Origin of the sequence: Kineococcus siccus (genome assembly GCF_009906795.1) — a bacterium.
Lineage (GTDB): Bacteria > Actinomycetota > Actinomycetes > Actinomycetales > Kineococcaceae > Kineococcus > Kineococcus siccus.
The window spans coordinates 1-1848 of record NZ_JAAALN010000371.1; the positions used below are offsets into that span (position 1 = coordinate 1).

Here is a 1848-nt window from a genome sequence, read left to right on the forward strand (position 1 = left end):
GGTGCCGAACCCCGTGCTGCCGCCCCTCCTCCGCCCCCGCGCCCTGCGCCCGGGGGACCTGGTCGTGATCGCGTCGCTGTCGGGGCCCCTGCACGCCGAGTACGAACCCGACCTCCAGCGTGCCGTCGACGTGCTGCAGGGCATGGGCTTCCGGGTGCGGCCGGCCCCGCTGGTCGACGTCGGGCGGCGGCGCTGGTGGAGCGCCGCGACGCCCGCGGAGATCGCCGCGGAGCTGAACGCCCTGCTGCGCGATCCCGAGGTGCGCGCCATCGTCGCGCACGACGGGGGGCAGACCGTCCTCGGCTACCTCGACCTCGTCGACGTCGACGCGGTGCTCGCGGACCCCAAGCCGATCCTCGGCTACAGCGACATCTCCCTCCTCCACCTCGTCCTGTTCGCGCGCACCGGACTCGTCGGGTTCCACGCCGACCTCGCCACGCCGGGCCTCGGCGGGGCGTGGGCGCGGGCGTCGGCGGCGCGACGGGCCGAGCTGGCGGACCTGTACGCCCGGCTGCTGACCCGTCCGGACCCGCTCGGTGCGCTGCCCACCACGGACTCCTGGGAGTGCTGGCGCGCCGGGCGGGCCGAGGGGCGGCTCGTCGGCGGGGTCGTCAACCGCATCGTGCTCGCGCAGGCCACGCCGTGGGCGCTGCCGCCGGAGGCGTTCGACGGCGCGGTGCTGTTCTGGGAGGAGACCGGCGGCCAGGCGGCGTACGTGTGGAGCTACCTGCACGTGCTGCGGCACAGCGGGATCCTCGACCGCATCGCCGGGATGGTCGTCGGGGTCCCGCACGCGATCGAGGGGCTCGCGCCGGCGGGGGGATCCCCGACGCTGGCCGAGATCGTCCTCGACGTGCTCGGCGACCGCGACGTCCCGGTCCTCGGGGGCGTCGAGTTCGGCCACGCGGGCGCGAACCTGCCGATGCCCGTCGGCGTCCGCGTCGCCCTCGACGCCGGGGCCCGGACGCTGACGCTGCTCGGACCCGCGGTGCGCTGAGCCGCGGGGGCCGTCCGCTCAGCGGTCGTCGGGCCGCCGGGGGACCGCGATGGTCCGCATCCACGCCGGGACGCCCGCGCGCTCGCCGTCCAGCAGCAGCACGGCGTAGGTGGCGGTCGGGTTCTCCCGCGGCGGGGCGTCGGGCCACGGGGTGTCGCCGTCGGTGGCGACGATGACGAGGTCGACGGCGGGACGCAGCGCCGCGGCCGCCGCGACACCGACGCGCAGGTCCGTCCCGCCGCCGCCCACGATCACGACGTCCTGGACCCGCCGGACCAGCCGGGCCTCGGACGCCGCGGCGTCGCACGCGATCACCTGCACGCCGCCGCCGTGCGAGCGCCGCAGGACCGCGGCCGTCTCGGCGTGCACGCGGGCCAGCATCTCGTCGGTGACCGAGCCCGACGTGTCCACGACGAGCGCGGCCCGCGGCGGGCGGGGCTGGCGCATGGCCGGCAGGACGACCCCCGGTGTCGAGGCCGAGCGGCGCGACGGGCGGGCGTAGGAGTAGTCGCGGGCCCCCGCGACCGAGGCGGCGACCCGGCGCGTGAGGCTGGTCAGCTCCCGCCGCCAGTCGACGACCGGGGTCAGCGTCGAGCGGGCCCACCGCTCCCAGCCGGCGGGCACGGCGCCGCGGCTGCGGACGTGGTCGAGGACGTTGCGGGCCGTCTGCTGCCGCAGGAGCTCCGCCCGTCCGGCGTCGACGCTGCCGTCGTCGTGCCCGGCCGCGTCACGCCCGGTCGCGGGGGCCCGCGACTACTCCTACGCCCGCCCGTCGCGCCGCCGACGCCCGCGCCCACGCCCCGCCGAGGCCCGGCGTGGCGAGGTCGGCGTGGAACCCGACGAGTCCGGTG

2 protein-coding genes and 1 pseudogene are annotated in these 1848 nt (G+C 78.1%); 1 reads left to right on the forward strand and 2 read right to left on the reverse strand.

What is annotated here, in order from left to right; genetic code table 11:
• Position 1 precedes the first annotated feature (1 nt).
• Positions 2 to 997, forward strand: a complete 996-nt coding sequence (locus GTR02_RS21510; RefSeq protein ID WP_420814762.1) for a S66 peptidase family protein — start codon at positions 2 to 4, stop codon at positions 995 to 997.
• 18 nt (positions 998 to 1015) lie between these two features.
• Here the strand turns inward: GTR02_RS21510 and GTR02_RS21515 are convergent, their stop codons facing one another.
• Positions 1016 to 1444: a VWA-like domain-containing protein gene (locus GTR02_RS21515; protein ID WP_276611144.1), complete on the reverse strand. Its 429-nt coding sequence runs from the start codon at positions 1442 to 1444 to the stop codon at positions 1016 to 1018.
• A 9-nt stretch (positions 1445 to 1453) separates the two neighbouring features.
• Positions 1454 to 1690 (reverse strand): annotated as a pseudogene (locus GTR02_RS24050) (DUF2201 family putative metallopeptidase); the annotation flags it as partial.
• Between the last annotated feature and the right edge of the window lie 158 nt (positions 1691 to 1848).